Origin of the sequence: Paracraurococcus lichenis (genome assembly GCF_030657435.1) — a bacterium.
In the GTDB taxonomy this organism is placed as follows: Bacteria; Pseudomonadota; Alphaproteobacteria; order Acetobacterales; family Acetobacteraceae; genus Paracraurococcus; species Paracraurococcus lichenis.
The window spans coordinates 166619-191755 of sequence record NZ_JAUTWS010000006.1 but is presented as its reverse complement, the minus strand read 5'-3'; the positions used below and the strand labels follow the sequence as shown (position 1 = coordinate 191755).

23 protein-coding genes are annotated in these 25137 nt (G+C 70.9%); 12 read left to right on the top strand and 11 right to left on the bottom strand.

Annotated features, from left to right (window positions below; translation table 11 throughout):
- The first annotated feature begins 37 nt into the window (after positions 1–37).
- The 4 genes from urtB to urtE are packed head-to-tail and all read left to right on the top strand — an operon-like array spanning position 38 to position 4166.
- Positions 38–1606 carry an urea ABC transporter permease subunit UrtB gene (gene urtB, locus Q7A36_RS08505; protein WP_305103251.1) on the top strand — a complete coding sequence of 523 codons (1569 nt, stop codon included), beginning with the start codon at positions 38–40 and terminating at the stop codon, positions 1604–1606.
- A complete protein-coding gene (gene urtC / locus Q7A36_RS08500; RefSeq protein WP_305103250.1) occupies positions 1603–2697 on the top strand; it encodes an urea ABC transporter permease subunit UrtC in 1095 nt (364 codons plus the stop codon). The genes urtB and urtC overlap by 4 nt, the downstream gene beginning before the upstream one ends.
- Entirely contained in the window at positions 2694–3470 is a 777-nt protein-coding gene (gene urtD / locus Q7A36_RS08495; RefSeq protein WP_305103249.1) for an urea ABC transporter ATP-binding protein UrtD, read from the top strand. The genes urtC and urtD overlap by 4 nt, the downstream gene beginning before the upstream one ends.
- Positions 3471–3473: 3 nt before the next feature.
- The gene (urtE, locus tag Q7A36_RS08490) at positions 3474–4166 is read left to right on the top strand and encodes an urea ABC transporter ATP-binding subunit UrtE (RefSeq protein ID WP_305103248.1); all 693 of its coding nucleotides are present in this window, start codon (positions 3474–3476) and stop codon (positions 4164–4166) included.
- 14 nt (positions 4167–4180) lie between these two features.
- On the opposite strand, the gene Q7A36_RS08485 is transcribed toward urtE, so the two are convergent.
- The 5 genes from Q7A36_RS08485 to Q7A36_RS08465 all read right to left on the bottom strand — a co-directional run bounded on the left by Q7A36_RS08485 (position 4181) and on the right by Q7A36_RS08465 (position 8683).
- Positions 4181–5080 carry an MBL fold metallo-hydrolase gene (locus tag Q7A36_RS08485; RefSeq protein ID WP_305103247.1) on the bottom strand — a complete coding sequence of 300 codons (900 nt, stop codon included), beginning with the start codon at positions 5078–5080 and terminating at the stop codon, positions 4181–4183.
- 72 nt (positions 5081–5152) lie between these two features.
- Entirely contained in the window at positions 5153–5689 is a 537-nt protein-coding gene (locus Q7A36_RS08480; RefSeq protein WP_305103246.1) for a GNAT family N-acetyltransferase, read from the bottom strand.
- A gap of 83 nt (positions 5690–5772) precedes the next feature.
- Complete coding sequence (locus tag Q7A36_RS08475) at positions 5773–6993, bottom strand: amidase (RefSeq protein ID WP_305103245.1); 1221 nt, start codon at positions 6991–6993, stop codon at positions 5773–5775.
- Between the two features lie 80 nt (positions 6994–7073).
- Entirely contained in the window at positions 7074–8444 is a 1371-nt protein-coding gene (locus Q7A36_RS08470) for an esterase-like activity of phytase family protein (RefSeq protein ID WP_305103244.1), read from the bottom strand.
- Between the two features lie 83 nt (positions 8445–8527).
- Positions 8528–8683, bottom strand: a complete 156-nt coding sequence (locus tag Q7A36_RS08465; protein ID WP_305103243.1) for a hypothetical protein — start codon at positions 8681–8683, stop codon at positions 8528–8530.
- A 160-nt stretch (positions 8684–8843) separates the two neighbouring features.
- Between Q7A36_RS08465 and Q7A36_RS08460 the strand changes: the two genes are divergently transcribed.
- The 3 genes from Q7A36_RS08460 to Q7A36_RS08450 all read left to right on the top strand — a co-directional run bounded on the left by Q7A36_RS08460 (position 8844) and on the right by Q7A36_RS08450 (position 12991).
- Entirely contained in the window at positions 8844–9656 is an 813-nt protein-coding gene (locus Q7A36_RS08460) for a ferredoxin--NADP reductase (RefSeq protein WP_305103242.1), read from the top strand.
- Between the two features lie 494 nt (positions 9657–10150).
- Complete coding sequence (locus Q7A36_RS08455) at positions 10151–10855, top strand: hypothetical protein (RefSeq protein WP_305103241.1); 705 nt, start codon at positions 10151–10153, stop codon at positions 10853–10855.
- 468 nt (positions 10856–11323) lie between these two features.
- Complete coding sequence (locus Q7A36_RS08450) at positions 11324–12991, top strand: MFS transporter (RefSeq protein WP_305103240.1); 1668 nt, start codon at positions 11324–11326, stop codon at positions 12989–12991.
- 38 nt (positions 12992–13029) lie between these two features.
- On the opposite strand, the gene Q7A36_RS08445 is transcribed toward Q7A36_RS08450, so the two are convergent.
- The 4 genes from Q7A36_RS08445 to Q7A36_RS08430 form a co-directional block, all read right to left on the bottom strand.
- The gene (locus Q7A36_RS08445) at positions 13030–13707 is read right to left on the bottom strand and encodes a 3'-5' exonuclease (RefSeq protein WP_305103239.1); all 678 of its coding nucleotides are present in this window, start codon (positions 13705–13707) and stop codon (positions 13030–13032) included.
- Between the two features lie 55 nt (positions 13708–13762).
- Complete coding sequence (locus Q7A36_RS08440) at positions 13763–15583, bottom strand: DUF294 nucleotidyltransferase-like domain-containing protein (RefSeq protein WP_305103238.1); 1821 nt, start codon at positions 15581–15583, stop codon at positions 13763–13765.
- An 86-nt stretch (positions 15584–15669) separates the two neighbouring features.
- Positions 15670–17364 carry a cation acetate symporter gene (locus tag Q7A36_RS08435; protein ID WP_305103237.1) on the bottom strand — a complete coding sequence of 565 codons (1695 nt, stop codon included), beginning with the start codon at positions 17362–17364 and terminating at the stop codon, positions 15670–15672.
- Positions 17364–17669: a DUF485 domain-containing protein gene (locus Q7A36_RS08430; RefSeq protein WP_305103236.1), complete on the bottom strand. Its 306-nt coding sequence runs from the start codon at positions 17667–17669 to the stop codon at positions 17364–17366. Before Q7A36_RS08430 ends, Q7A36_RS08435 begins: the two co-directional genes overlap by 1 nt.
- Before the next feature lie 226 nt (positions 17670–17895).
- On the opposite strand from Q7A36_RS08430, the gene Q7A36_RS08425 reads away from it, so the two are divergent.
- From Q7A36_RS08425 to Q7A36_RS08415, 3 genes are all read left to right on the top strand, one after another.
- Positions 17896–19788, top strand: a complete 1893-nt coding sequence (locus Q7A36_RS08425) for an AMP-binding protein (RefSeq protein ID WP_305103235.1) — start codon at positions 17896–17898, stop codon at positions 19786–19788.
- 65 nt (positions 19789–19853) lie between these two features.
- Positions 19854–20102: a hypothetical protein gene (locus Q7A36_RS08420; protein ID WP_305103234.1), complete on the top strand. Its 249-nt coding sequence runs from the start codon at positions 19854–19856 to the stop codon at positions 20100–20102.
- Positions 20099–20509, top strand: a complete 411-nt coding sequence (locus tag Q7A36_RS08415) for a putative toxin-antitoxin system toxin component, PIN family (RefSeq protein WP_305103233.1) — start codon at positions 20099–20101, stop codon at positions 20507–20509. Before Q7A36_RS08420 ends, Q7A36_RS08415 begins: the two co-directional genes overlap by 4 nt.
- A 3-nt stretch (positions 20510–20512) precedes the next feature.
- Here the strand turns inward: Q7A36_RS08415 and Q7A36_RS08410 are convergent, their stop codons facing one another.
- Both Q7A36_RS08410 and Q7A36_RS08405 read right to left on the bottom strand, forming a co-directional pair.
- Positions 20513–21499: a tripartite tricarboxylate transporter substrate-binding protein gene (locus Q7A36_RS08410; protein ID WP_305103232.1), complete on the bottom strand. Its 987-nt coding sequence runs from the start codon at positions 21497–21499 to the stop codon at positions 20513–20515.
- Between the two features lie 70 nt (positions 21500–21569).
- Positions 21570–22643: a tartrate dehydrogenase gene (locus Q7A36_RS08405; protein WP_305103231.1), complete on the bottom strand. Its 1074-nt coding sequence runs from the start codon at positions 22641–22643 to the stop codon at positions 21570–21572.
- 34 nt (positions 22644–22677) lie between these two features.
- On the opposite strand from Q7A36_RS08405, the gene Q7A36_RS08400 reads away from it, so the two are divergent.
- Positions 22678–23373, top strand: a complete 696-nt coding sequence (locus Q7A36_RS08400) for a GntR family transcriptional regulator (RefSeq protein ID WP_305103230.1) — start codon at positions 22678–22680, stop codon at positions 23371–23373.
- A gap of 192 nt (positions 23374–23565) precedes the next feature.
- Positions 23566–24864: a glycerate kinase type-2 family protein gene (locus tag Q7A36_RS08395; protein ID WP_305103229.1), complete on the top strand. Its 1299-nt coding sequence runs from the start codon at positions 23566–23568 to the stop codon at positions 24862–24864.
- The last annotated feature ends 273 nt before the right edge of the window (positions 24865–25137 follow it).

Genomic DNA, 25137 nt, shown 5'->3' with positions numbered 1-25137 from the left:
CGGGTCCTCTCGGCGCCGCCTGCCTGCGAAGGGCACCATGACCCGTTTCATTCTCCGCATTGCCGTCCTGCTGCTGCTGGCCCTGCCGGCGCGCGCGCAGGACGCCTTCCTCGCCGCCCTGCCCGGCCTCGCCGGCGGCTTCGGCGACATCGCAACCTCCGTCGAGACCCTCGGCGCCGCCGGCGACCCGCGCGCCCTGCCCCTGCTGCAGGCGCTGCAGGAGGGCCGGCTGCAGAAGACGCCCGATGGTCGTATCCTGGTCCCGGAGGGCGGCGGCTTCGTCGATGCCGCAACCGGCCAGCGGGCCGATGCCGCCGGCGCCGAGGCGCTGCGCCTCAACAACCGCGTCCGCCAGGCGCTGCGCGGCGCGCTCGGCCGCCTGCAGCTCGTCTCGCCCGACCCGGAGGAGCGCGGCACCGCGGCCGATGCCATCTTCCGCAGCCGCAGCGCCGAGGACGTGCCGCTGCTGCAGGCCGCCATCGCGCGCGAGCAGGTGCCCGCCGTGCGCGCGCGGATGGAGCTGGCGCTCGCCGCCGCGCAGCTCGTCGCGCCGGATGAGGCGGCCAAGCGCGACGCCATCGCCCGGCTCGGCGCCGCCGGCACGGTCGAGGCGCGCGCCCTGCTGCTGGAGGCGCGCACGGCCAATCCCGGCCTCGTCGCCGCCATCGACGTCTCCATCGCCAGCATCGAGCAGACGCTGGCCATCCGCCGCGCGGCGGAGACGCTGTTCCAGGGCCTCTCGCTCGGCTCCGTGCTGCTGCTCGCCGCCCTCGGCCTCGCGGTCACCTTCGGCGTCATGGGCGTGATCAACATGGCGCATGGCGAGTTCGTCATGCTCGGCGCCTACACCACCTTCATGGTGCAGGAGCTCTGCCGCGGCATCCCCTGGCTGCTGCCCTGGTCCCTGCCGCTCTCGGTGCCGGCCGCCTTCCTGGTCGCCGCGGCCTGCGGCGCGCTGCTGGAACGCGGGCTGATCCGCCACCTCTATGGCCGGCCGCTCGAGACGCTGCTGATGACCTTCGGCGTCGGCATGATCATCCAGCAGGCCGTGCGCCTCGCCTTCGGCGCGCAGAACCGGGAGGTGCTGAGCCCGGCCTGGATGCAGGGCACGCTGATGCTGCCGGGCGGCATCGCGGTCACCCAGAACCGCCTCTGGATCATCGTCTTCGGCCTCTTCGTCCTCGCCCTGGTCTTCGCCGCCATCCGGCTGACCCGCTTCGGCCTCGAGATGCGGGCGGTGGTCCAGAACCGCCGCATCGCCGCCACCATGGGCATCCGCACGGGACGGGTGGACGCCATGACCTTCGCCTTCGGGTCGGGTCTCGCCGGCCTCGCGGGCGTCGCGCTGTCGCAGATCGACAACGTCTCGCCCAATCTCGGCACCGGCTACATCATCGACAGCTTCATGGTGGTGGTCTTCGGCGGCGTCGGCTCGCTCGCCGGCACGCTGGTCGGCGCGCTGACGCTCGGCGTGGTCAACAAGATGCTGGAGCCCTGGGCCGGCGCGGTGCTCGCCAAGGTCTTCGTGCTCGTCGCCATCATGCTGTTCATCCAGCGCCGGCCGAAGGGCCTCTTCGCGCTCAAGGGAAGGGCCGCCGAGTCGTGAGCGCCACCATCGCCTCCCCCGCGCCGGCGCGCGCCGGCCGCCTCACCATCCGCCTGGTGCTGATCGGCGCCGTGCTGCTGCTCGCCCTGCTGCCGCTGCTGAACCGGCTGCCGGCCGACAGCGCCCTCTACGTCTCCGACTTCATCGTCAGCATCACCGGCAAGTGGATCACCTACGCCATCCTGGCGCTGGCGATCGACCTGGCCTGGGGCTATGCCGGCATCCTCTCGCTCGGCCACGGCGCCTTCTTCGCCCTCGGCGGCTATGCCATGGGCATGCACCTGATGCGCCTCATCGGGCCGCGCGGCGTCTATGGCCACCCCACCCTGCCCGACTTCATGGTCTTCCTCGGCTACAAGGAACTGCCCTGGTACTGGCTGGGATTCCAGCACTTCCCCTATGCCATCCTCATGGCCATGGTCGTGCCGGGCGTGCTCGCGGCCATCGTCGGCTTCCTCGCCTTCCGCAGCCGCATCACCGGGGTCTATCTCTCCATCATCACGCAGGCGCTGACCTATGCGCTGATGCTGGCCTTCTTCCGCAACGACATGGGCTTCGGCGGCAACAACGGCTTCACCGACTTCAAGGAGCTGCTGGGCATGCCGCTGAACACGGACATGGCCCGCGCCGCGCTGTTCTACGCATCGCTCGCGCTGCTGGTGGTGGCCTTCCTGGTCTGCACGCGCATCACCCGCTCCAAGCTCGGCCGCGTGCTGGTGGCGATCCGCGATGCCGAGAGCCGGGTGCGCTTCCTCGGCTACGACGTGACGCGGCACAAGCTCTTCGTCTTCGTGCTCTCGGCGGTCATGGCGGGCCTCGCCGGCGCGCTCTACGTCCCGCAGGTCGGCATCATCAACCCCGGCGAGTTCAGCCCGGGCAACTCGATCGAGGCGGTGATCTGGGTCGCGGTCGGCGGGCGGGGCTCGCTGGTCGGCGCGGTGCTCGGCGCCTTCTCGGTCAATGCGCTGAAGACCTGGCTGACCACGGTCGCGCCCGACCTCTGGCTCTTCGCCCTCGGCGGGCTCTTCGTCGCCGTCACGCTCTTCCTGCCCCGCGGCCTCATCGGCCTGTTCCAGAAGGCCCGCTCATGAGCGACGAGATCAGCCCGCCGGTCGATCCTACGAAGGCCGCGGCGCCCGTCCTCTATCTCGACGGCGTCTCGGTGGTCTTCGACGGCTTCCGGGCACTGAACAACCTCTCCCTGGTGGTGGATCCGGGGGAGCTGCGTGCCATCATCGGCCCGAACGGCGCGGGCAAGACGACCATGATGGACGTCATCACCGGCAAGACCCGGCCGACCGAGGGTGTCGTCCGCTTCCGCGACCACGACCTGACGAAGCTCGATGAGGCGACCATCGCCAATCTCGGCATCGGCCGGAAGTTCCAGAAGCCGACGATGTTCGACGCGCTGACGGTCTTCGAGAACCTCGAGCTCGCCCTGAAGGCGCCGCGCGGGCCTTTCGCCTGCCTGCGCTGGGCGCTGACCGGCGAGGCAAGGCGGCGGATCGAGGCGGTGATGGAGGAGGTCGGCCTCTCCGCCCGCGCACATGACCGCGCCGGCGTGCTGAGCCACGGCCAGCGGCAGTGGCTGGAGATCGGCATGCTGCTGATGCAGGACCCCGAGCTGCTGCTGGTGGACGAGCCGGTCGCCGGCATGACCGACCAGGAGACGGAGCACACCGCCGCTCTGCTGGTCCGCATCGCCGGCCAGCGCAGCGTCGTGGTGGTGGAGCACGACCTGGAATTCGTCCGCGCGCTGGGCAGCAAGGTCACCGTGCTCTGCGAGGGCTCGATGCTCTCCGAGGGCAGCATCGACCATGTGCAGAACGACCCGCGGGTCATCGAAGTGTATCTGGGACGGTAGGCGATGTTGCGCGTCGAACAGATCGACCTCTCCTACGGCGCCTCCCGCTGCCTGCGCGGCGTCAGCATCGAGGCCAATCCCGGCCAGATCACCTGCGTCCTCGGCCGCAACGGCGTCGGCAAGTCCAGCCTGATGCGCGCCATCGTCGGGCTGGAACGGATCCAGGGCGGGAAGATCCTTTGGGAGGGCAAGGACGTCGCCGGCATGGCGCCGGCCGACCGCGCCCGCGCCGGCATCGGCTATGTCCCGCAGGGGCGCGAGATCTTCCCCTTCCTGACGGTGCAGGAGAACCTGGAGACCGCGCTCGCCGCCGCGCCGCGCGGCGCATCGGTGCCGGAGGAGGTCTTCACCCTCTTCCCGATCCTGAAGCAGTTCCTGCGGCGGCGCGGCGGCGACCTCTCCGGCGGCCAGCAGCAGCAATTGGCGATCGCGCGGGCGCTGACGGCACGGCCGCGGCTGCTCATCCTGGACGAGCCGACCGAGGGCATCCAGCCCAGCGTCATCAAGGACATCGCCCGCGTCATCCGGCTGCTGGCGCGGGAGAAGAACTTCGCGGTGGTGCTGGTCGAGCAGTACTACGAGTTCGCGCGCGAGCTGGCCGACCGGATCGCCGTCATGGTCCGCGGCGAGGTGGCGCTCGGCGGCCCGATCGGCGATCTGGAGGACGAGGCGGTGCGGCGGCTGCTGACGGTCTAGCGCCGCCGCAGCGCTCAGGCGCCCGGCGCGGCGCCCAGCCCGCCCTTCATCCGCACCGGGATGCGCATGTAGCGCACGCCGTTCGCCTCGGCCGGCGGGAAGCGGCCGGCGCGCATGTTCACCTGGATCGAGGGCAGCAGCAGGACCGGCGCCGCCAGCTTGGCGTCGCGTTCGCGCCGCATGGCGACGAACTCCTCCTCCGTCATGCCGTCCCGCACATGCGGGTTGCGCGCCCGCTGCTCCGCCACCGTGCTTTCCCAGGCGAAGCGGTCGCGCCCCGGCGCCTTGTAGTCGTGGCAGGTGAAGAGCCGCGTCTCCGGCGGCAGCGCCAGCAGGCGCTGCACGCTGCGCCACAGCACCCGTGCGTCGCCGCCCGGGAAGTCGCAGCGCGCCGTGCCGTAATCCGGCATGAAGAGCGTATCGCCGATGAAGGCGGCGTCGCCGATCAGGTAGGCGACGCAGGCCGGGGTATGGCCGGGCACATGCATCACCCGCACCGGCAGCGTGCCGATGGCGAACTCCGCCCCGTCGCCGAAGAGCACGTCGAAGTCGCCGCCCTCCGGCGCCACGTCCTCCGCCCCGAAGACGGGACGGAAGATCTGCTGGACGTCCCGGATATGCTCGCCGATCCCGATCCGCCCGCCGGCCTTCGCCTTGATGTAGGGCGAGGCCGTCAGGTGGTCCGCATGCACATGGGTCTCGAGGATCCAGTCGACCCGCAGCCCTTCCTCCGCCACCGCGGCCAGCAGCGCGTCGGCGCTCCTCGTCTCGGCCTCGCCGCTGCGGTTGTCCCAGTCCAGCACCGGGTCGATGACGGCGGCGCTGCGGGTCGCCGGGTCCCAGACCAGGTAGCTGACGGTGTTCGTCGCCTCGTCGAAGAAGGCCCGCATCGCCGGGCCCGCCTGACCACCCATCGCATCCTCCCGCGCAGGCGGCGATGATGCGCCGAATCGGGCGGGGCGGTCAGCGCAATTCGGCGCGGCGGCTCATTGCGGCACGTCGCGGTCGCCCTGGCCCATGCTGCGCTGCATGAAGACCACGTCGAGCCAGCGGCCGAATTTCACCCCGGCCGATTTCAGCACGCCCGCGCGGTGGAAGCCCAGCGACAGGTGCAGGCCGATGGAACCGACATTGTCGCTGTCGCCGATCACCGCCAGCATCTGGCGGAACCCGGCCGCCTCCGCGCGCTCCAGCAGCCTCGCCACCAGCGCCTTGCCGACGCCCATGCCGCGCACGTCGTCACGCACATAGACGCTGTTCTCCGCGCAGAAGCGATAGGCGGAGCGGGCGCGGAACTGCGCGAAATAGGCATAGCCGATCAGGCCGGCCTGCTCGCCCGGCAGGTCCTGCCCTTCCGCGACCAGCCAGGCCCAGCCCTTGCCCTGCACCTCCGCCATGCGCGCGGCCATCTCGGGCTCGGTCGGCGGCACTTCCTCGAAGGTGCCGGTGCCGTGCAGCACGTGGTGCGCGTAGATCGCGGTGATCGCCGGCAGGTCGGCCGGCACGGCATCGCGGATGAGCATTCGGCAATTCCTGTGTACAGTCCGGCCGGGTCGTCACCCCATAGCCGCCGCCCTCCCGCCGGACAAGGCCGTGCGCCGCCGTGTCATTCCGGCAGGCCGAGCGCCGCCGCGGCCCGCCGCGCCAGGGCCAGCAGCGCCCGGTCGCGGCCCGGTCCGGCGACCAGCGAGAGGCCGACCGGCGCGCCGCCGTCCTGGCCGGCGGGCAGCGTCACCTCCGGCAGTCCGGCGAGGCCGGCGATCGCCGTCACGCCCATGGTGAGTTCGCGCACCGCATTCTGCTCGGCCTGGGTCGCGGTCAGCTTCGGCGCCGGCGCCGGGCTGGTCGGGAAGGCCAGCACCGCGCCGCCCGCCAGCAGCGCACGGATCCGCGCCGTGAAGCCGCGACGGAAGGCCCGCCCGGCCGCCGCCTTCGCGGGGTCCATGGTGCGGGCGATCTCGAAGCGCTCCCTCACGCCGGGGCCGAATTCCGGCTGCGTCGCGGCGATCCAGCCGCCGAGCGTCGCCCAGGCCTCCTCCGCCTGGGCGCAGCGGAAATGGTCGTAGAGCGCCGGCAGCCCCTCCGGCGCGATCCCGATGCGCATCGCCGGGCCGAGGAGCGCTTCGAGCCTCTGGAACGGCTCGGCCAGCGCCAGCACCGTCGAGGGCAGCGCATTGAGCCAGGGCTCCTCCGGCTTCAGCAGCGGGCCGAGAGTCGCGCCGGGCATGGCATCCTCCGGCAGCAGCACCGCGCCGACGCGCTCCAGCACGCCCGCCTCCGCGGCGAACCAGCCCGGCGTGTCGAAGCTCGGGCCGAGGCCGCAGGCGCCGGCCAGGCTGATCGCCCCCCAGCTCGGGCGGATGCCGAAGGTGCCGCAATAGCTGGCGGGGATGCGGACGGAGCCGCCGGTATCCGACCCCATGGCAAAATCCACCAGCCCGGCCGCGACCGCCGCGGCCGAGCCGCAGGAGGAGCCGCCGGGGAAGCGGTCCGGCGCCTTCGGGTTCACCGGCGTGCCGTGCCAGACGTTCTCGCCGGTCAGGCCATAGGCCAGCTCGACCGTCTTGGTCTTGCCGCGGAGCTCGCCGCCGGCCTGCAGCAGCGCCTGCACCACCGGCGCGGTCGCCGCCGCCACCGGATGGGTGCGCGCCCAGTCGGGATTGCCGTAGGTCGTCGACCAGCCCGCCAGGTCGTAAAGGTCCTTGATGGCGAAGGCGAGGCCGGCGAGCGGCCCCTCCCCCGCGCCCCGCAGCACGGCGCGGGGCCCCGGCACGAAGGCCCCCACGCTGTCGATCAACCCGTCATCGCCGGAGCCTGTCGCCGCCATGATCCCGCCTGCCTGCTGTCGCGGGAGCATGGGCCGAGTCCGGCGCGGCGCACAACCGGGGATCCGGCTGCCCGCCGCCCTCAGCGGGCGCGCAGCAGCTCCGGCACCCGCAGCAGCATGAACTCGTTGTCGTCGGCGCGCGTCAGGTGGCGGCCGGCGCTGAAGGGCAGGTTGTTGTCGTTCGCGACGATGATGTGGTCGGCATCCACCACGGCCACGTTCTCGATGGTGAAGAAGGGGAAGTTGAAGCGCTCGCGCGGCACGCCCTCGCCGAGGTCGCCGCGCTGGCGCGCCAACCCTTCCGGGTCGCGGATCGCCATCAGGTCGACATGGCCGATCTTGCGCACGAAGCCGTCGCTGTCGGTCGCGCCGAGGTCGACGAGGTAGATGCGCTTCAGCCGCGCCGGCATGGGGAAGCAGGCGGGCGGCTGCTGGCCGGACGCGCAGGCGCGGGAGGGATCGCCCTCGCCGTCGTCGCGCTCGATGATCAGGGCGCGGCGGTCATCGACCATGTTGAAGTCGCCGATCGAGACGCCGCCTTCCTCGAAGCGGTACTTCATGCTCCGGCCGGTCCAGTCCCCCTTCGCGGTGTCGAGCTCGAGGATGCGGAGAAAGCTCCCCTCCGGCTTGCCGTCGGGCTGCAGCAGCGGCTTCTCGAGCAGCGCATAGGCGCGGCTGCCATCGGGCGAGAGGGCCATGCCCTCGAAGCCGCCGCTACGCTGGGCGCGGAAGGCGACGGTCTGGGCCGGGCTGGCGGGAAGCTGCAGCGCCGGGTTGTCGGGGCCGCGGATCTCCTCCTCCCCGAGCTTCGTCGCGACCACCTTCCGCACGCGCCCCTCGGTGTCGAGCCTGATCAGGAAGGGGCCGAACTCGTCGCCGATCCAGAAGCCGTCGGCCACGGGCTGGATGCTCTCGATGTCGAAGTCGACGCCCGTGAGGTAGCGCGTCGGCGAGGGATCGGTGGCGATCGGGAAGGGCACGACCCGGTTGGGGTCGGAGAGGAAGATGGTACGCTCGACCGCCACCGTGCCGGCGCGGAAGTCCGGCCGGAGCTTGTGGATCATCAGCATGGCGTCGCTGCTGTTGCGCCTGGCGCCGAAGCCGTTGTCGGTCAGCACCCAGTAGGCGCCGGGCTCGCCCGCCACCGGCTTGATTCCGGAGAAGCCCTGCACGGGCTGGCCGCGGAAGGGCAGCGACAGGCCGGTCGGGCGGCGGCCATGCATCGCGCCGGTATCGCCCGGGATGGCGCCGACCTGCTCGACGCGCAGGTTGCCCGGGCCGGTGAAGCGGCCGGAGACGGCGAGGCCGGGCGGCGCATCCGCCGGCGGCTGGGTGAAGCTGGCGGCCGGCAGGATGGCATGGCCGGCGAGCGTGGCCTCGAAGCGCTGGTCGGCCCGAGCCGTGCCGGCGACCGCGGCAACGAGTCCGGCGGCGAGCAGGAGTGCGCGCATGCGGAAAACCCCCCAAGTGTTACGCGCGGGGGCTTTACCGGCGCCGCGTTGCCGTCGCGTGACAACGCCGTGACGCTCCCGCGTCAGCCGAGCTCGAGCAGCAGCGTCTTCGTGGCGAGGCCGACCAGGGCGGCCGACACCGCGGCCACGGAAACGCCGCGGGCCTCCAGGATGGCATAGGCGATGCCGCCGAAGATCAGCCCCCAGGCGGCAGCCTCGGTCAGCGACATGTCCGGCATGATGGCCTCCCCCTTTTCTGTCCGATCAGCAATATAGTGTCCATTTTCGGTTCATGAAGGGGGAATGCGGGTCCGGGGAGGCCGGGCTTGCGCCAGTGCAAGGCTGGGATGCGGCATCTCCTGTTGCACTGCGGCGCACAGTTCCGCATCTAGGCTGGCCATGGACGCCCTCCCCATTACCCCCGCGAAGCCCGCCATCCCGCCCGCCTTCTTCGGTGAGACGGTGACCTGGGTCCATCACTGGACCGACAAGCAGTTCTCCTTCCGCTGCACGCGCGACCCGGCGCTGCGCTTCGTGGCGGGCCAGTTCGCCATGATCGGGCTGATGGTGAACGGCAAGCCGCTGGTGCGGGCCTATTCCATGGTCAGCCCGCCCTGGGACGAGGAGCTCGAATTCCTCTCCATCAAGGTGCAGGACGGCCCCCTCACCTCCCGCCTGCAGCACATCCAGGTCGGCGACACGGTGCTGATCGGCAAGAAGCCGACGGGCACCCTGCTGATCGAGAACCTGCTGCCCGGCCGCACCCTGTGGATGGTCTCCACCGGCACCGGCATGGCGCCCTTCATGTCCCTGGTCCGGGAGCCGGAGGTCTACGAGAAGTACGAGAAGGTCGTGCTCATGCACGGCGTGCGGGAGGTGAAGGAACTCGCCTACCACGACTACCTGCAGAAGGACCTGCCGGAGCACGAATTCCTGGGCGAGATGCTGCGGGACAAGCTGCTCTACTACCCGACCGTGACGCGGGAGGCGTTCAGGACCCAGGGCCGGGTGACCACCCTGCTCGATTCCGGCCAGGTGAATGCCGATCTCGGCCTGCCGCCGCTCTCGCCGGAGCATGACCGGGTGATGCTCTGCGGGTCCGAGGCGATGAATGCCGACGTGAAGGCGCTGCTGGAGGCGCGCGGCTTCGTCGAGGGCTCGAACAACGAGCCGGGCACCTATGTGCTCGAGAAGGCCTTCGTCACCAAGTAGGCGCCGGCCCCGTCCCGGCGGGCGGCGGCTGGCCCTGTCCCTGCCAAAGCGCCATACCTGCGGGCCCGCCGGTGCGATGGCCACCGCAACCGGCCGCTGATCGATGGACGGAGTCAGGAAGGCGGCGTCCGGTCGCCGCCATCCGTCCGGCACCGCCCGGCCTCGTCGTTCGGTTGCTGCTTCACCCGCCTCGCCGCCCTGACCGCCCCAGGCCCGTGGCGCGCCGTTCCCGTCCGCTCACGTCCAGCGGGACACGGCGCACCCTTGTCATTGCCCGCGACGGCAGGTCGGGCCGTCAGTCGCAATCCAGACTCATGGTGCTCTTGGCCTGATCCCGCCGCCCGGGCGGCGGGAATGACCGCACCGTCGCGGGACCATGACCGCGAAGCGGTTGCGGCGCGGGGATATGCCGCACGCATTTATGTGATACTCCGCACCCCGACGGCCGTGCCCGCGGCCTCGTCACCGCTTCGGCGACTGGGGAAGGTGGACCGATGGACGCAGCCCTGCGCGACGGCGCAGCCAAATGGCTGGCAGAGGCGCTGCAGACCGGCGGAGCACTCGCCCCGCTCCCGGCCCAGGCTACCCCGCGCAGCATGCTGGACGGCCAGAGGGTCGCCGCGCGGGTGCTGGAGATGCTGGACATGGCGCCCTGCGGCATGCGCCTCGCCTGCCCCGTCAATGAGAAGGTTGTCCCTGGACCGGTCCTGGAAAGCCGCGTGCTGAAGGACGGCGTCACGATCCCAATGGCCACGCTGCATCACCCGCATGCCTGCGCCGCCGTGATCGGCGTGCTGGCGGAGGAATTGCCGCGGCGCGGGGATGCGATGCCGGTCTTCGCCGCCCTGCGCCCTGCCATCGATATCGGTTGCTGGCGGCTGCCGGAGCCACCGACGACCAGCGCGCTCGCCGCCGCCGACCTTGCCGGCCTTGGCTACATCGTCGCCGGCAAGGCCAAGCGGATGCCGCCGATGCGGCTGCGCATCTCGCTGGCACCGACCGGCACCTGGCGCCGTGGGGAGGAGGTGGAGTTGGAGGACGCCATGCAGGCCGCCGCCCTCGCCGCCCGCCGGGCCGGCGGATTGCCGGAGGGCGCTCTGCTGGTGACGGCGCTCGGGCAACCCATCACGCCACAAGCGGGACTGGAACTGCATGCCTCCTTCGGCCGGCTCGGACGCGTGCAGGTCCGGTTCGAATAGGAGGGACCGCCAGGCGAGGCCGCAATGCGCTGCCGGCGGCGCCTGAGGCCGGTCCGGATGACCATAATATTAAGTATTTTGCATTTGTATTTTCCCTTGCGCCGCGCGGTGCGGGCGCGGTCCCCCAGGTGGGGCCATGCGACCCGGCAGTTTCGGGCAGCTTTCAGCCACATAGGGGACGGGCGACGCATCGCCGCAGGTTCATGCCGCAGGCGGCAGCATCGCATGGCTGCGGATTTGTGACAGGATTTTTATATAACATCGAAAAACTTGTGCGATTGCCGCATTGACCATGCGCTAACGTTCTGATTGAGGCAGGAGGCTGCCACCTGCCCACGCCCATAGGGCCCGGACGGGCGGGAGAGGAGGCGACTCCCGGCAGCGCAGCGGCATAAGCAGAATTCGGAACAGGGGCGAGGAATGGCCAGCCAGGCGACGATCCCAAGATCGGACTACGAGGTGCGTCCAATGACGCGCGAGGAGCGGAAGGTCATCACCGCCTCCTCCCTCGGCACGGTGTTCGAGTGGTACGACTTCTACCTCTACGGCTCCCTGGCCGCCGTCATCGGCGCCAATTTCTTCAGCCAGTTCCCGGAGGGTACCCGCAACATCTTCGCCCTGCTGGCCTTCGCCGCGGGCTTCCTGGTGCGGCCCTTCGGCGCGTTGGTCTTCGGCCGGCTCGGCGACCTGGTCGGGCGGAAATACACCTTCCTCGTCACCATCCTGATCATGGGCAGCTCGACCTTCGTGGTCGGCATCCTGCCCACCTCGGACACGATCGGGATCGCCGCGCCCGTCATCCTGATCGTGCTGCGCCTGTTGCAGGGCCTGGCGCTGGGCGGCGAATATGGCGGCGCCGCGACCTATGTGGCGGAGCACGCGCCGCATGGCCGGCGCGGCTTCTACACCAGCTTCATCCAGGTCACCGCGACCGCCGGCCTCTTCCTCTCCCTTCTCGTCATCCTCTTCACCCAGCTCGCGGTCGGGCCGGACACCTTCAAGACCTGGGGCTGGCGCATACCCTTCCTGGTCTCGATCCTGCTGCTCGGCGTCTCCGTCTGGATCCGGCTGCAGATGGAGGAGAGCCCGGCCTTCAAGCGCATGAAGGCGGAGGGCACGCATTCCAAGGCGCCGCTCACCGAGGCCTTCGGGCAATGGCGGAACGCGAAGGTCGCGCTGCTCGCCCTCTTCGGCCTCGTCGCCGGCCAGGCGGTGGTCTGGTACACCGGCCAGTTCTACGCGCTGTTCTTCCTCGGCAATGTGCTCAAGGTGGACAGCTTCACCACCAACATGCTGATCGCCTGGTCGCTGCTGCTCGGCTCCGGCGGCTTCGTGCTCTTCGGCTGGCTGTCCGACAGGATCGGCCGCAAGCCGATCATCCTGGGCGGCTGCCTGCTGGCGGCGCTGACCTACTTCCCGCTCTTCAAGCTGCTGAGCGCGGAGGCGAATCCGGCGCTGCACAAGGCGCATAGCGAGATTGCCGTGCAGGTGGTGACCGACAAGTCCACCTGCTCCTTCCAGTTCAACCCGACCGGCACGGCGAAGTTCACCGAGCCCTGCGATCTGGCGAAGGCGGCGCTCGCCCGCGCCTCGGTCAACTACTCGGTCGAGGACCGGCCGGGCGCGGCGGCCGCGGTGGTTATCCAGGGCGGCCAGCCGATCCCGGCCAATGGCCCGGGCTTTGCCGCCGACCTCGCCAAGGCGCTGACCGCGGCGGGCTATCCCTCCGCGCAGAACCCCTCCGTGGTGACGATGGCGAATCCCTTCGACATCTTCGGCACGCAGCAGCTTGTCTCCATCGCCGTCCTGACGCTGCTGGTGATCTACGTCACCATGGTCTATGGCCCGATCGCCGCGGCGCTGGTCGAGCTCTTCCCGACCCGCATCCGCTACACTTCCATGTCGCTGCCCTACCATATCGGCAATGGCTGGTTCGGCGGGCTGCTGCCGGCGACGAGCTTCGCCATGATCGCGCAGACCGGCGACGTCTATTACGGGCTCTGGTACCCGATCGTCATCGCCGCGGCGACGGTCGTCATCGGCCTGTTCTTCGTGCCGGAGACGAAGGACCGCGACATCTTCGCCGCCGATGCGGCGGAGACGCCGCACAGCCGGCCCGCGAGCGCGAGCATCTGAACCGGGAGGGCGCCGGGCGAGACACCCGGCGCCCTCCCTCAGCCGCCGGTCGGCGGCGGCGCGCCGCGCCCGGCCCGCTCGCGCGGGATCCGCACGCCGCGGGCCTTCATGTCGCGCAGCGCCAGCCAGGCCATGGCCGCCATGACCGCGTCGTTCAGCGCGTCATGCGCCGCGAGCGGCGGGATGCCGAGGTCCCTCAGCACGCTGTCGAAGCGCAGGTCGAAGACCGTGCCGGGCGGTGCATCCCCGTATTTCCTGTCGTAGTAGAGCGCGCTGACCTCGATCTGCGGGTTGGGCAGCTTCACCTCGATCAGGTCCATCGCATACTTGTCCAGCATGCGGACGTCGAAATCGATGTAGTAGCCGACCAGCGGCCTGCCGCCGATGAAGCGGAGCAGCTCCGGCAGGAGCTTGCGCATCGGCAGGGCATCGGCAACGTCGCGCCGGCGGAGGCGGTGGACCTTGATCGACTCCGCGCCGGGCTGGCTGTCCTCCGGCCGGACGATCGCCTCGAATCGCTCGCTGGTCAGGATGCGGTTGCCGCGAATGCGCACGGCGGCGACCGCGACGATGTCGTCGCGCCTGGGGTCGAGGCCGGTGGTCTCGCAGTCCAGCGCGACCGCCTCGTCCTCCGGCCCCGGCTCGAACAGGAACTTGTAGGCGTGGTCGCCGAGCGAGGCCCGGTAGAACAACCGCCAGAGCAGGCCGCGCGTCATCGATGCCTGCCGCGGCAGCCGACCGGCCGTCGGGAAGGCGGGTCCCGGTCAGCGGTCATCCGAAGGCGGCCAGGGCGTAGCGGTTGCGGAGCATCTCGCGGAACTGGCGGACGATGCGCAAGCCGTCGCGCAGGATGTCGCGGTCGGCCGCGGAGAGCTCGCCCGGCTCGACCAGCGCCTCCCGCTCCAGCGTGCCGCGCCGCACCGCCTCGAGCTGCGCGCGCAGGCGGTACTCCATGAAGACCCGCAGCGCCGAGAGCAGCTCCCGCCCGAAGGCGGCGCTGAAGGCACCGGCCTCGACCAGGGCCTCGATCCGGCCGGCCGTCGAGGTGACCAGGATGCCGCGGTCCATCGCCATGGCCCGCATGCCGTGCACGATCGGGAAGATGCCGGCCTTCTTGATGTCGATGGCATCCGAGCCGACGCCGACCTTCTCCATCAAGGTCGAGAGCACGCCGAGCGCCGGCGTCTGGAAGGTCTCGACCAGGTTGGCGAAGCGGGCGATCAGGGCGCGCTCGCCGCGCATCGCCTCCGCCATGGCCTGCTTCGCCTCGGTCACCAGCCCGGCGCGGCCGGAGACGGCGACGGCGTCGAAGAAGATCGCCAGGTTCATCGCCGCCTCGGGCGTCCGCTCCATGATCCAGAGGCGAAGCTGCCGCACCAGGCCGTCCAGCGGCTGCGACCAGAGCGGGTTGCTGACCATGACCCTGCCCGGGCAGGGCGGGAAACCGAAGCCCGCCAGCGCCCCCGAGAAGGCCTCGCGGAAGGCGGTCAGGTCGGCTTCCGGCACCGGCGCGCCCAGCAGCAGGCCATTGTCCTGGTCGGTGCGCACGGTCTGCTCGCCGCGGCCCTCGCTGCCCATGATCATCAGGCAGCCATGATCGCGGATGCTGGCGGGCGCCAGCAGGTCGAAGAGCCGGACGAAGAGCCGGCGGTTGAGGTCGGAGGTGATCTCGGCGATCTGCTCGACCTTCACGCCCTGGCGGTGCAGCCTCTCCACCTGCGCCTGGATGTCCTGCGCCGGCGCGGCGAGGTCGGCGACGCTGCGGGCCCGGTCGATGCGGCCGGGGATGAGCTGGGAATTGCCGGCGACCAGGCCGAGGATGTGGATGTCCTCGAGGAAGCCGGTGTAGTCGCCGCCGCTGCGCACCGCGACCCGGCGCTTGGTGTGCCGGGTCATCAGCAGCAGCGCCTCGAAGATGAAGTCCTCGGCATCGACGGCGATGACGTCGAAATGGCAGACCTCGCGGACCGGCGTCTCATGCGGCAGCCGTTGCAGCAGCACGGCTTTCGCCAGGTTCATGCCGGTGACGACGCCGATCCGGCCGTCGTCGCGCACATAGGCAGCATTGATGCTGGCGTCCTGCATGCGCTGGGCGGCATCGGCGATGCTGGCGCTGCCCTCGATCATCAGGGCGGGGCCGCGGCTCGCCTCCCTCACCCGGGCGCGCAGCACGCTCTCCATGCCCTCGGGCCGGCGGGCGCCGGCGAAGGCGTCCAGCTTGGCCGAGACCTCGGAATAGAAGAAGGCCGCGAAGGCCGCGTTGCGGGCGATGAGGTCGAGGACGAGGCCGCGGGGGATGAGGTAGCAGAGCGTCTCCTCCGCCGCGATGAAGTCCTCGCCGGCCGCGCCATGCACCAGGGCGCGGCTGTCGAAGCTGTCCTTCGGGCCGAGCACGGCGTCGAGGGTGCCGTTGTCGCGGACCTCGACCGAGCCCTTGATGATGACGTGCAGATGCTCGGCCTTCTGGCCGGGTATCAGCACCGCCTCCCCCGGCCGCAGGTAGCCGATGTCGATCGCGGCGCGGAGCTCGGCGATCTCCTCCTGCGTCAGCCGGTCGAAGGGCGGGTTGGACGCGTCGAAGGCGCTGGGCATGGGGCAAACTCAGGCCGGTCCAGGCCCGGCTCCGGGCCTGGCGGGTTGGGGTCCGGGGAAGGGCAGCGCCCTTCCCCGGTACTCAGTCAGTGGATATGCGCCGAAGCCGCCCCGATGCCCGTCTCCGACCGCACATACTGCGCATCGTAGGAGGCGAGCTCCTCCTTCGCCCGCTGGCTGGCATCCAGCTTGGAGAAGGCCCAGATGCCGACGAAGGCGATGGTCATCGAGAAGATGGCCGGGTTGTCGTAGGGGAAGAGCGCGGTCTTGTTGCCGAAGGTCTGCACCCAGACCGCCTTGGACAGCACCACCATGACGACGGCCGAGGCGAGGCCGAGGAAGCCGCCCCACATGGCGCCGCGCGTGGTGCAGCCCTTCCACATCGTGCTCATCAGCAGGACGGGGAAGTTGCAGCTCGCGGCGACGGCGAAGGCGAGGCCGACCATGAAGGCGACGTTCTGGTTCTCGAAGATGTAGCCGAGGACGATGGCGACGATGCCGATCACCACGGCCGCGGCCTTGGAGAGGTTGACCTCGCTCTTCTCCGAGGCGCGGCCGCGGGCGAAGACCTCGGCATAGAGGTCGTGGCTGACCGCGGAAGCGCCGGCCAGCGTCAGGCCCGCGACCACGGCGAGGATGGTGGCGAAGGCGACGGCGGAGATGAAGCCGAGGAAGAAGCTGCCGCCCACCGCGTTGGCGAGGTGCACCGCGGCCATGTTCGTGCCGCCCAGCAGGCCGGCGATCTTGTTGTAGGCTCCGTCGGCACCGACCGTGTAGTAGGCCGGGTCCACCATCAGGAAGGTGATGGCGCCGAAGCCGATGATGAAGGTCAGGATGTAGAAATAGGCGATCAGGCCGGTGGCGTAGAACACGCTCTTCCGCGCCGCCTTGGCATCCGAGACCGTGAAGAAGCGCATCAGGATGTGCGGCAGCCCTGCGGTGCCGAACATCAGCGCGAGGCCGAGCGAGATGGCGGAGACCGGGTCGGCCACCATCTGGCCGGGCGCCATGATGGCGTCGCCGCGCGGGTGGACGCGGACGGCCTCGGCGAACATCGCCTCCGGGCTGAAGCCGAAATGCAGCATGACCATGAAGGCCATGAAGGTCGCGCCGCCGAGCAGCAGGCAGGCCTTGATGATCTGCACCCAGGTGGTCGCCTTCATGCCGCCGAAGGCGACGTAGACGATCATCAGCGCGCCGACGATGACGACGGCATAGAGGTAGTCGAGGCCGAAGAGGAGCTGGATCAGCTTCCCCGCGCCGACCATCTGCGCGATCAGGTAGAAGGCGACGACGACCAGCGTGCCGGTCGCGGACAGGATGCGGATCTGCGTCTGGTCGAGGCGGAAGGAGGCGACATCGGCGAAGGTGAACTTGCCGAGGTTGCGCAGACGCTCCGCGATCAGGAAGAGCACGATCGGCCAACCCACGAGGAAGCCGATGGAGTAGATCAGCCCATCGAAGCCCGAGGCGAAGACGAGGCCGGAGATGCCGAGGAAGCTGGCGGCCGACATGTAGTCGCCGGCAATCGCCAGGCCGTTCTGGAAGCCGGTGATGCCGCCGCCCGCCGCGTAGAAATCGGCCGCCGACTTGGAGCCGGCGGCGGCGCGGTAGGTGATGAACAGCGTGCCGAGGACGAAGAGGAAGAACATCGCGATGGCGGCGATGTTGAGCGACTGCTTTTGCACGTCGCCATCGACCGCGCCGGCGGCCCAGGCGATCGCATGCGTGCCGAGATAGCCGAGCAGGCCGGCGCCGAGCGCGAGAGGGAGGCGGCGCATCAGGCGATGTCCTTCTGCAGCTCGCGCGTCAGCGCATCGAAGCGGCCATTGGCGCGCTGCACATAGATGCCGGTGAGGAGGAAGGCCGAGACGATCACGACCAGGCCGAGCACGATGCCGACCGAGGTGACGCCGCCGCCGACCTTCGCGGCCATCAACCCATGCGCGAAGGCGACGAGGAAGACGAACCCGAGATAGATGACCAGCATGATGGCGGCCAGGGTCCAGGCGAAGCCGGAGCGGGTCCGCACGAGTTCCTGGAATTTCGGGTTCCGCAGGATCTTGTCCTGGTCGGCTGAGACCACGATGGTAACCTCCCTTTTCGGCACGCGGGTGCACCCTACCCTAGGCATGATCCGGCGCGCGCACCGTTGATCCAGCGCAAGGCGGCAACGGTCGCCGTCCCCTACCCCCGCCGGGCATGGACGCCAGCCCCCTCTTTGGTCTGGGATGGCGTCGTCTCGCGGCCGCAGCGTCTTGCCGCTCCACCATCGCCTTGCCAGTTTGCCGCTGACAAGAAGGGAGGCCCCGATGTCCGCCAGCACCTACGAGACGGCCTATGCCGCCTGGCAGCGTGACCCGGAGGGGTACTGGGCGGAAGCGGCCGGGCGGATCGACTGGGACCGCGCGCCGGAGCGGATCTTCGACCCGGCCTCCGGTCCCTATGGCCGCTGGTTCCCCGATGCCCGGCTGAACACCTGCCACAACGCGGTGGACCGCCATGTCGCGGCCGGGCGCGGCGCGCAGCCCGCAATCATCTGGGACAGCCCGATGACCGGGCGGGTCGAGACCATCACCTATGCCGCGCTGCAGGCTCGGGTGGCGAAGCTGGCCGGCGCGCTCAGGGCGCGCGGCGTCGCCGCCGGCGACCGCGTCGTGATCTACATGCCGATGGTGCCGGAAGCGGCGATCGCCATGCTCGCCTGCGCCCGGCTCGGCGCGGTGCATTCGGTGGTCTTCGGCGGCTTCGCCGCGGCCGAACTCGCGGCGCGCATCGCCGATGCCCGGCCGAAGGTGATCCTCGCGGCCTCCTGCGGGCTCGAGCCCGGGCGCGTCGTCGCCTACAAGCCGCTGCTGGATGCGGCCATCGCCCTCTCGCCGCACAAGCCGGATGCGGTGCTGGTGCTGCAGCGGGAACAGGCGGTGGCGAGCCTGGCCGCGGGCCGCGATGAGGACTGGCTCGAGGCGGAAGCGGCCGCCGCGCCGGCCGATTGCGTCTCCGTCGCCGCGACCGATCCGCTCTACATCCTCTATACCAGCGGCACGACCGGGAAACCCAAGGGGGTCGTGCGGGACAATGGCGGGCATGCCGTCGCGCTGCGCAATTCCATGGCCATGCTCTACGGCGTCGGGCCGGGCGACGTGATGTTCACGGCCTCCGATGTCGGCTGGGTCGTGGGCCATTCCTACATCGTCTATGCGCCGCTGCTGACCGGCGCGACGACGGTGCTGTTCGAGGGCAAGCCGGTCGGCACGCCGGATGCCGGCACCTTCTGGCGCGTCTGCGCGCAGCACGGGGTGAATGTGATGTTCACCGCGCCCACCGCCATCCGCGCCATCAAGCGCGACGACCCGGAGGGCAGGCTCCTCGCGCGCTACGACCTCTCGAAGCTCGAGGCGCTCTTCCTCGCCGGCGAGCGCTGCGACCCGCCGACCGCGGAATGGGCGCATGGCCTGCTGCGGAAGCCGGTGATCGACCACTGGTGGCAGACCGAGACGGGCTGGCCGATCAGCGGGAATTTCCGCGGCCTCGGCCTCTTCCCGGCGAGGTTCGGCAACGGCGGCAAGGCCAGCCCGGGCTACGAGGTGGCGGCGCTGGACGAGGCCGGCCAGGTCCAGCCGCGCGGCGAGAGCGGCACGCTGGCCATCCGCCTGCCGATGCCGCCCGGCTGCCTGCCGACGCTCTGGCAGGCCGACGACCGCTTCCGGGAGAGCTACACCACCACCTTCCCAGGCTGGTACAATACCTCGGATGCCGGGGTGGTGGATGCGGAGGGCTACATCTCCGTCATGTCCCGCACCGACGACATCATCAACGTCGCGGGGCACCGGCTGAGCACGGGCGCGATCGAGGAAGTGCTGGCGAGCCATGCCGACGTCGCCGAATGCGCCGTCATCGGCATCAAGGACAGCCTGAAGGGCCAGGTGCCGCTCGGCCTCGTCGTGCTGAAATCCGGCGTGACCAAGGCCGAGGACGCGGTCTGCCGGGACCTGGTCGCGCTGGTGCGCGACAGGATCGGCCCCGTCGCGGCCTTCAAGGATGCCAAGGTGGTGCCGCGGCTGCCCAAGACCCGCAGCGGCAAGATCCTGCGCGCGACGCTGCGCAAGATCGCCGATGGCGAGGACTATGTCGTGCCGCCCACCATCGACGACCCCTCGATCCTGGGCGAGATGGAAGGGCGGCTGCAGGGGATGGCGCGCTGACGCGCGCCGTCGCGCCTTGTTCTGGGATGCGCCGATCCGATATTGTTCGGTCAGGAAGGTCAGCCATGCCCGACACGGTCGATGTCGTTATCCCCGTTGAGGCCGCGGCCGCCGTGGCCCTCGCCGATGAACGGACGCGCGAAGCGATGGGCCGGCTGGTCAGCCGCGTTCTGCACCCACAGGCGGGCCCGAGCGAGCTGGCCCGGGCGATCGCCGAGACCAAGGCCGAGGCGCGCGCCGCAGGCCTGACCGATGCCATGATCGATGAGGAATTGGCTGCCTACAACGCCGAGCGCCGCGACGCCGGGACTTGATCGTCTTCGACGCCTCGACGGTCATCGGCGCCGCACTGCGCGCGGACAGCGTGCCGGAGCGGGCCCTGCTCCGCGCGGAGGAGACGGACCTTCTTGCCCTCTCGACATCCGTCGAAGCCGAGATTGCCGCGGTGCTGGGCCGGCCCCGTTTCGTCGAGGCCATACCGGCCGCCCGGCGCGCCCGCATACTGGACGTGCTGCGACGTCAGGCCGCCTGGTTCGAACCCGCCATGCGCGTGACCGACTGCCGTGACGCCAAGGACAACAAGTACCTGGAACTCGCCCTGGCCTCCCGCGCCGGCACCATCGTCAGCAGCGATCTGGACCTCTTGGTGCTGCACCCCTGGCGCGGCGTGCGAATCCTGCGGCCCGTCGACTACCTGGCCCAGGCTGCGCCGCCCGCCTGAGCCTCAATCCGCATATTGCCCGGCGGCCTGGATGATGGGCCGCCAGCGTGCGACCTCCTCGGCCAGGAAGCGCGTGTGGAAGGCCTCCGTCGCGCGCTCCGGGGTCGCGGGGTCGGTGACCAATTCGGCCAGCCGCGCCGTCAGCCGCTCCTCCGTCAGCGCCGAGCGCAGCGCGGCGGAGAGGCGGGAGCGGGCCTCCGGCGGGGTCGCCTTCGGCGCATACATCCCGTGCCAGGTGCTCATCTCGATCGTCGGCGCGCCGGCCTCCTCCGTCGTTGGCAGGTCGAGCCCCGCCACGCGCCGGCGCAAGGTCACGGCATAACCCTTGATCCGGCCCTCCCGCAGGAAGGGCGCGGTATTGGTCGCCTGGTCGCAGAAGAGGTCGATGCGGCCGGCCATGAGTTCCGTGATCGCCGGCGCGCTGCCGCGGAAGACCACGGTGGTCAGCGCCGTGCCGGCGGCGTGCTGCAGCAGCATGCCGCAGAGGTGGTTGGCGGCGCCGAGCCCGGAATGCGCCAGGGTCAGCCGGTCGCCGTCGCGCTTCATCGCCGCCAGGACCTCCGCCAGGTCCTTCGCCGGAAAGTCCGGCCGCGCCACGACAGTCATCGCGGCATCGGAGGCGAGGCCGAGCGGCGCGAAGCTGCCCAGCACGTCATAGGGCAGCTTGCGGTAGAGCGTCGCCGCGCTGGCATGGCCGATATGGTGGAAGAGCAGCGTGGTGCCGTCCGGCTTTGCCTGCGCCACCCGCGCCGCAGCGATGGTGCCGCCGGCGCCGGTCACGTTCTCCACCACCACGGCCTGGCCGAGGTCGCGGCCCATGCCCTCGGCGACGAGCCGGGCGATCACGTCGGTCGGCCCGCCGGCGGCGAAGGGGACGATGAGCGAGACGGGCCGGTCCGGCGCCCAGCCTCCCTGGGCGGTCCCCTGGGCATGGGCAACAGCGGGCAGGGCAAGTCCGGCGGCTAGCAGGCCGCGGCGCGACAAGGTCATTCTCGTTTCCTCCGTGATGGCGCGCGGCGGCTGCGCCAAGGCGCGCCGCCGCCTTAGGATACCCGCGGGCCTATTCGTTGGCGCCGCGGATCGCCGCGATGACCGCTTGCGTCACCTGCTCGGTATTGGCCGTGCCGCCGACATCGGCGGTCAGCACGCCATCGGCGCAGACCCGCTCCACCGCCGTCATCAGCCGCGCCGCCGCGGACGCCTCGCCGATGTGGTCCAGCATCATCGCCGCGGTCCAGAAGGTGGCGACCGGGTTGGCCGCCCCCTTGCCGGCGATGTCGAAGGCCGAGCCGTGGATCGGCTCGAACATCGAGGGGAAGCGGCGCGAGGGGTCGAGGTTGGCGGTCGGCGCGACGCCGAGCGAGCCGGCGACGGCACCGGCGAGGTCGCTCAGGATATCGGCATGCAGGTTGGTGGCGACCACCGTGTCGATGCTGCGGGGGCGGCGGACCATGCGGGCCGCCATGGCGTCCACCAGTTCCTTCTCCCAGGTTACGGAGGGATAGTCGCGGGCGACCTCGGCGGCGATCTCGTCCCAGAAGACCATGCCGTGCTTCTGCGCGTTGGACTTGGTGACCACCGTCAGCAGCTTCCGCGGACGCTTCGCCGCGATCTCGAATGCCGTACGCATGATCCGCGTAACGCCGGCACGGGTGAAGATCGCGGTCTCGGTGGCGATCTCCTCGGGGTGGCCACGATGGGCGCGGCCGCCATGGCCGGCATATTCGCCCTCGGAATTCTCCCGCACGATCACCCAGTCGATGTCGCCGGGCGCCACCTCCCGCAACGGGCTGGTCAGGCCGGGCAGCACGCGGGTCGGGCGGATATTGGCGTACTGGTCGAAGCCCTGGCAGATGCGCAGCCTGAGGCCCCAGAGCGTGATGTCGTCCGGAAGGTGCTGGTCGCCGACCGCGCCGAAGAAGATGGCATCGAAGCCCTTCAGGGTCTCGAGGCCGTCCTCCGCCATCATCCTTCCGGTCTGGCGGTAGTAGTCGCTGCCCCAGGGGAACTCCGTAACGTCCAGGCGGAAGCCGCCGTCGCGCCCGGCCAGCGCCTCCAGCACGCGGAGGCCGGCGGGGATGACCTCCTTGCCGATGCCGTCAGCGGGGATGGCGGCGATGCGATGGGTGCGCATGGGAACTCCTTCAGGCTGTGGTATGGTAGCTGGCATGGAAGACGGGACAGGGCTGCGCGTGCGGCCGGCGCCACCCCCCGGGCCGAAGCGGGAGAGCCTGGCGCAGTCGGCCTATGCCGCGCTGAAGGCGAGCATCCTCGAGAGCCTGCTGCCCCCGGGGCACGAGGCGACGGAGCAGGCCATCGCCGACCAGCTCGGCATGAGCCGCACGCCGGTGCACGAGGCGGTGCTGCGCCTGCAGCACGAGGGCTTCCTGCGCGTCCTGCCGCGCCGCGGCGTCCGCGTCCTGCCGATCGACCCGACCGACCTGGGGGAGACCTATGACGTGCTGATCGCGCTGGAAGGCGCGGCGGCCGCGCTGCTCGCCGGCCGCGGTGGGGCGGCGGTAGAGGGCATGGCGGCGGCGACCGAGGCCATGGAGCGGGCGCGGGAGGCCGGCGACCGGAAGGCCTGGGCCGCGGCGGATGACAGGTTCCATCGCCTCCTCCTTGAGGGTTGCGGCAATGCCAAGCTGGCTGGCCTGGCGCAGACCATGGCCGATCAGGCGCAGCGCGCCCGCAGCGCCACCGCGGCGCTGCGGGCCGATTCCGGGACCTCCGCGACCGAGCACGCGGCGATCCTCGCCGCGCTCCGCGCCGGCCGGGCCGAGGCGGCGCGGGCCGCGGTGGCGGCGCATCGCCGCCGGGCGAGCGCGGAGATCCTCCGTGTGCTGGGCGCCGTTCCGGCCTGATCGACCGTGGTTTCCGTCCTCGGCACCTCACTTGCGTGGCTTCTTCCATACCACGAGGTGTTTTACAAGCCAGGGGCGGGCGCCGCGGCCTCACGCCGCCGGCAGCCGCCGGGACGCGGACAGGTCTGCCGCGCCGCCCCCCTTCCCTGGCGGGCCGCGGGGCGGGACAAGGGATATGCGAGGGAGGGCATGATGGCTGGCACTTGGGACGACGCATCGGCGCGGGCGGCGCTGCTCCGGCTCTTCGAGGCGGGGGTGCGCGCCGCCGACCCGCTGGCGGTGCTGGCGGCCCATCTGCCGGCGCCGCCGAAGGCCGGCCGCGTCGTCGTGGTCGGCGTCGGCAAGGCGGCGGCCAAGATGGCGCTCGCCGTGGAGCAGGCCTGGCCGCAGGTACCGCTCTCGGGCCTCGTCATCGCCCCGCATGGCGCCGACCTGCCCCACCCGCCAGCGCGGCGCCGCATCCCCGTGCGCTTCGCCAGCCATCCGGTGCCGGACGCACAGGGCGCCGCCGCGGCGGCGGAGATCCTGGCCGCCGTCCGTGGCCTCTCGGCCGGGGATCTGGTCCTCTTCCTCGTCTCGGGCGGCGGCTCCGCGCTCTCCACCCTGCCCGCCCCCGGGCTGACGCTCGACGACCTGATCGCGGTGAACCGGGAACTGCTGCGTTGCGGCGCCCCGATCGACCACATGAACTGCATCCGCAAGCACCTCTCCGCCTTCTCGGGCGGCCGGGTCGCGGCGGCCGCCCATCCGGCCGAGGTGCTGACGCTCGCCATCTCCGACGTGCCCGGCGACGACCCGGCGGTGATCGCCTCCGGCCCCACCGTCGCCGATCCCACCACCTTCGCCGAGGCCCGGGCGCTCGTCGCCCACTACCGCATGCGCCTGCCGGAGGCCGCGCTGCGCCACCTGGAGCGGGCCGAGGAGGAGACGCCGAAGCCCGGCGACCCCCGCCTCGCCGGGGCGGTGCTGCGGATGATCGCGACGCCGATGATGGCGCTCCGCGCCATGGCCGAGGAGGGCCGGGCGATGGGCCTCGCGCCCCTCGTCCTCGGCGATGCGCTGGAGGGCGAGGCGCGCGAGCTCGGCAAGGCGCTGGGCGGCATCGCCCTCTCCTGCGCCACGCATGGGGTGCCGGTGGCGCGGCCGGCGCTGCTGCTTTCGGGCGGCGAGACCACGGTGACCATCGAGGGTGCGGCCGGCGAGGGCGGACGCGGCACGGAGACCCTGCTCGGCCTGGCGCTGGCGCTGAACGGCGCGCCCGGCATCTGGGCGCTCTGCTGCGACACGGACGGGATCGACGGCAGGTCGGAGGCAGCCGGCGCCATCGCCACGCCGGATACCCTGGCGCGCGCCCGCGCGCTCGGCCGCGACCCGCGGGTGGCGCTTGCCGGGCATGACAGCACAGGCCTGTTCCGGGCGCTGGGCGACCTGGTCGTGACCGGGCCGACGCTGACCAATGTCAACGATGTCCGCGCCCTGCTGATCGGCTGAGCGGCCCGGCACCGCGGGCATCACGACACCGCGTGGCGTTAAGCAATGGGCAATCTGGAGGACCTTCGCTGGGCCACCTGCCCGATTTGACCGCCCCGGTTGGGGGCTTAATGTTTAGATTTGAGCTTTCATTTTAAGCATGACGGCCGAAGCTTAAGCCTGTTAGAGTGTTGGTCATGAGAGATGCCATCCTCGACGACCTCCTCAACCGCCGCGGCACCGGCGCGAAGATCGCAACGGCGCTCGGCATCACCCCCGCCGCCGTGTCGCAGT

Excerpts from the sequence above, each read along its gene's own strand:
- Q7A36_RS08470 (WP_305103244.1), bottom strand. The coding sequence starts at position 8,444 with ATGCGCGCACTCCTGCTCGCCGCCGGACTCGTTGCCGCGGTCGCCGGC.
- urtE (WP_305103248.1), top strand. The coding sequence starts at position 3,474 with ATGTTGCGCGTCGAACAGATCGACCTCTCCTACGGCGCCTCCCGCTGC.
- urtB (WP_305103251.1), top strand. The coding sequence starts at position 38 with ATGACCCGTTTCATTCTCCGCATTGCCGTCCTGCTGCTGCTGGCCCTG.
- Q7A36_RS08465 (WP_305103243.1), bottom strand. The coding sequence starts at position 8,683 with ATGCCGGACATGTCGCTGACCGAGGCTGCCGCCTGGGGGCTGATCTTC.
- Q7A36_RS08445 (WP_305103239.1), bottom strand. The coding sequence starts at position 13,707 with ATGACGCGCGGCCTGCTCTGGCGGTTGTTCTACCGGGCCTCGCTCGGC.
- Q7A36_RS08405 (WP_305103231.1), bottom strand. The coding sequence starts at position 22,643 with ATGCGCACCCATCGCATCGCCGCCATCCCCGCTGACGGCATCGGCAAG.
- Q7A36_RS08400 (WP_305103230.1), top strand. The coding sequence starts at position 22,678 with ATGGAAGACGGGACAGGGCTGCGCGTGCGGCCGGCGCCACCCCCCGGG.
- Q7A36_RS08440 (WP_305103238.1), bottom strand. The coding sequence starts at position 15,583 with ATGCCCAGCGCCTTCGACGCGTCCAACCCGCCCTTCGACCGGCTGACG.
- Q7A36_RS08450 (WP_305103240.1), top strand. The coding sequence starts at position 11,324 with ATGACGCGCGAGGAGCGGAAGGTCATCACCGCCTCCTCCCTCGGCACG.
- Q7A36_RS08425 (WP_305103235.1), top strand. The coding sequence starts at position 17,896 with ATGTCCGCCAGCACCTACGAGACGGCCTATGCCGCCTGGCAGCGTGAC.
- Q7A36_RS08485 (WP_305103247.1), bottom strand. The coding sequence starts at position 5,080 with ATGGGTGGTCAGGCGGGCCCGGCGATGCGGGCCTTCTTCGACGAGGCG.
- Q7A36_RS08420 (WP_305103234.1), top strand. The coding sequence starts at position 19,854 with ATGCCCGACACGGTCGATGTCGTTATCCCCGTTGAGGCCGCGGCCGCC.
- Q7A36_RS08460 (WP_305103242.1), top strand. The coding sequence starts at position 8,844 with ATGGACGCCCTCCCCATTACCCCCGCGAAGCCCGCCATCCCGCCCGCC.
- Q7A36_RS08455 (WP_305103241.1), top strand. The coding sequence starts at position 10,151 with ATGGACGCAGCCCTGCGCGACGGCGCAGCCAAATGGCTGGCAGAGGCG.
- Q7A36_RS08480 (WP_305103246.1), bottom strand. The coding sequence starts at position 5,689 with ATGCTCATCCGCGATGCCGTGCCGGCCGACCTGCCGGCGATCACCGCG.
- Q7A36_RS08395 (WP_305103229.1), top strand. The coding sequence starts at position 23,566 with ATGGCTGGCACTTGGGACGACGCATCGGCGCGGGCGGCGCTGCTCCGG.
- Q7A36_RS08435 (WP_305103237.1), bottom strand. The coding sequence starts at position 17,364 with ATGCGCCGCCTCCCTCTCGCGCTCGGCGCCGGCCTGCTCGGCTATCTC.
- urtD (WP_305103249.1), top strand. The coding sequence starts at position 2,694 with ATGAGCGACGAGATCAGCCCGCCGGTCGATCCTACGAAGGCCGCGGCG.
- Q7A36_RS08410 (WP_305103232.1), bottom strand. The coding sequence starts at position 21,499 with ATGACCTTGTCGCGCCGCGGCCTGCTAGCCGCCGGACTTGCCCTGCCC.
- Q7A36_RS08475 (WP_305103245.1), bottom strand. The coding sequence starts at position 6,993 with ATGGCGGCGACAGGCTCCGGCGATGACGGGTTGATCGACAGCGTGGGG.